The sequence below is a fragment of the Pseudoalteromonas sp. S558 genome, from assembly GCF_005886635.1.
Lineage (GTDB): Bacteria > Pseudomonadota > Gammaproteobacteria > Enterobacterales > Alteromonadaceae > Pseudoalteromonas > Pseudoalteromonas aliena.
In genome coordinates this window covers 1-723 of record NZ_PNDU01000557.1, presented here as the reverse complement: position 1 = coordinate 723, position 723 = coordinate 1, and the positions used below count along the sequence as shown (strand labels likewise).

Below are 723 nucleotides of genomic sequence, written 5' to 3'. Positions count from 1 at the left end.
AATTTTATTGACCACTACACAACCAATCACTGAGCGTGAGCAAAGGTCGATAAACACAGCGAGATAAAGCCATCCCTCGCTGGTCATTAAGTATGTAATATCACCAGTCCATTTTTGGTTAGGTTTATCAGCGGTACAGTTTCTGCTCAAGTAAATCAGGGGCCACTGCTAATGTCGGTGGTCGATTCGAATTTACGCGCGGCTTTAGCGACTAAATTCTGACGTCCCATGCTTTTGTTAATGGTTTTAATGTCATGTTTATACCCTTGCTCCGCAAGCTCGACTTGGATACGTCTGGCAACGTCTCGCTGTTTACTGTCAATAAATGCGGCTTTGGCCTGAGTATCAAGGTTTGCTGTTGTTGTTTGCGCTTACACACGTGTACGCATGACTTTATCCATGCATAAAACCCACTTGGCGATACACGAAGTACCTTAGCCATTGTAATGACACTGAATGTACTTCGGTCGCTTTGCATTAATTCAAATCGTGCTATTTTTGATTTTTTGTGAAGTAGGTAGCGGTTTTTTTAAGATATCTAGCTCCTCTGCTTGCATCGCTAGTTGGCGTTTCAAACGAGCATTCTCAGTAGCTAGCGTACTTTCTCTATCCGATGTGGATGTCTTTTTCAGAGCAGCAGTTCGCCAATGATAAAGCAGAGACTCTGCCACGCTTAACTCTCTAGCAGCTTGAATAACTCCGCCAGTAGGTTTACTTAAGCAT

At 43.3% G+C, this 723-nt stretch carries 1 pseudogene; it reads right to left on the bottom strand.

The annotated features are described in order from the left end of the window. A pseudogene (locus tag CWB66_RS22850) lies at positions 1-723 on the bottom strand (IS3 family transposase); the annotation flags it as partial.